Origin of the sequence: Nocardia farcinica (assembly GCF_029867845.1) — a bacterium.
Taxonomy (GTDB): Bacteria; Actinomycetota; Actinomycetes; order Mycobacteriales; family Mycobacteriaceae; genus Nocardia; species Nocardia farcinica_A.
This window is the reverse complement of the sequence record NZ_JARWRU010000007.1, coordinates 1-1,977: the sequence shown is the minus strand read 5'-3', so window position 1 is coordinate 1,977 and position 1,977 is coordinate 1. Positions and strand designations below refer to the sequence as shown.

Annotated in this window: 2 protein-coding genes; one reads left to right on the top strand and one right to left on the bottom strand. The window is 69.7% G+C overall.

Annotated features, from left to right (window positions below; translation table 11 throughout):
• Positions 1 to 1,463 (bottom strand): MMPL family transporter (locus QH283_RS00085; RefSeq protein WP_280500977.1); only part of this gene is annotated, 1,463 nt, incomplete at its 3' end.
• A 206-nt stretch (positions 1,464 to 1,669) separates the two neighbouring features.
• Here QH283_RS00085 and QH283_RS00080 point away from each other — a divergent pair.
• Positions 1,670 to 1,977: TetR/AcrR family transcriptional regulator (locus tag QH283_RS00080; RefSeq protein ID WP_280500976.1), on the top strand; the 308-nt coding region annotated here is incomplete at its 3' end.

Here is a 1,977-nt window from a genome sequence, read left to right as displayed (position 1 = left end):
GTCACGTAGTCCATGTCCGAGTAGCCGGCCAGCCGCTCGCGCAGCGTGTTCACGGCCTCCTCGCGCCGGTCGCCCGGCACGTTCTCCAGGTCGACGACCACGTTGAGCACGCCGTTGCTGCCCTCGCCGAAGCCCTCGGTGCGCAGCTCGTAGGCCTTGCGGACGGTGGACTCCGCGGGCATGGCGTCTTCGCCCGGCAGGCCGAGGCTGAGGTTCGCGGCGGGCGCGGCCAGGGCGCCGAGCACCACCACGCTGAGCACCACGGCGACCCAGGGCGCTTTGCCGAGCAGGCGGCCGAAACGCATGCCGTTGGTGACCGCGTCGTCGTCCTCGGGATCGTGCTTGGCGACGAAGGGCAGCTTCGGGGTGAACAGGAAGCGGCCGAACGCGCCGAGCAGCGCGGGCATCAGGGTGATGGCGGTGATCACCGCGAAGGCGGCCGCCACGGCGCCGCCGAGGCCCATGAAGGTCAGGAACTGCACGCCGACGATGCTCAGGCCCGCCAGCGCGATGATGACGGTCAGGCCGGCGAAGACCACCGCCGAGCCCGCGGTGCCGAGCGCCACGCCCGCGGCTTCCTCGGGCGAGTCCTGGACCACGAGTTCGTGCTTGTAGCGGGAGACGATGAACAGCGCGTAGTCGATGGACAGCGCGATGCCGATCATGGAGGCCAGGAAGGTGGTGAAGCTGGGAATCTCCATGAACGAGGTGCCGAGGGTGACCATCGCGATGGCCGCGCCGAGACCGAAGATCGCGGTCACGATCGGGACGAAGGCGGCGACGATCGCGCCGAAGCCGATGATCATGACGACCAGCGCCACCGCCATGCCGATCAGCTCGGCCTGGCCGCTGGGCTGCACCTCCTCCTGGGCGATGCTGCCGGAGACCTCGACGGTCAGGCCGGCCGCGCGGGCGGCGTCGGCCACGTCGTAGGCGGCCTCGCGGTCGGCGGCGGTGATGTCGGTGAAGGAGGGGATGGTGAAGGGCACCGCGATCACGGCGACCGAGTCCGGCGCTTCGGTGTTGAGCACGTTCAACGGGGCGCCGCTGCAGGTGGCCGGATCGGGCGCGTCCAGGCAGCCCATGGCCTCGGCGGCCAGGATCGGGTTGGTGACCGGCTTGGCGTGGTCGACGATCGGCAGCCCGTCGAGGGCGGCGACCAGGGCGTCGACGGTGGCCCGGTTGGCCGGGTCGGTCAGTTTCTGGCCCTCGGGCGCGGCGATCACGTAGGTGCCGGTGACCGCGTCGAGTTCGAAGGCCGAGGACGCGCCGGGGAAGTGCTTGTCGAGGATGTCGGTGGCGCGCTCGGAGGGGAGCGCGGGCATGCTGAAGTCGTTGCTCATCGGCTTGCCCAGCTGCCCGCCGAGGGCGGCCAGCACGCCGAGCAGGACGAGCCAGACGGGCAGCACTATCCATTTGCGGCGGAAAGCGAACTTTCCGAATCGGTACAGATAGACGGACACGAGTGGGTTCTCCTAGCGAATGACTGGGACGTGCTCGTTCATGGCCTGCGTAGACAGCACTTCGCGGGGCCTCTGCGGCGCGCCCCGCCTCCACAACGCTCCTGCCTACCGTGCGGTAGGTAGACTAACCGGCGACTAAGCGGAGGAACAACCTCAGTTTTCGTGACCTGGCCGACACGCACCGGCCGGGGTGAGAGGATCAGCCCATGGCTCAACCGTATCCAGGCCACGACATCATCGCAGGTGGCGGCACGAAAATGGCGATCAGGGACGCGGCGGTCAAGCTGTTCACGAGCAAGGGTTTCGAACAGACGAGCCTGCGCGAGGTCGCGGATGCGGTGGGAATCACAAAAGCATCGCTCTACTATCACTACCCCTCCAAGCTCGATCTGCTGCTGGCGATCATCGAACCGGTGGTGGAGAACATCCGCCGGGGGGGGGGGGGGGGGGGGGGGGGGGGGGGGGGGGGGGGGGGGGGGGGGGGGGGGGGGGGGGGGGGGGGCCCGCGGGGGGG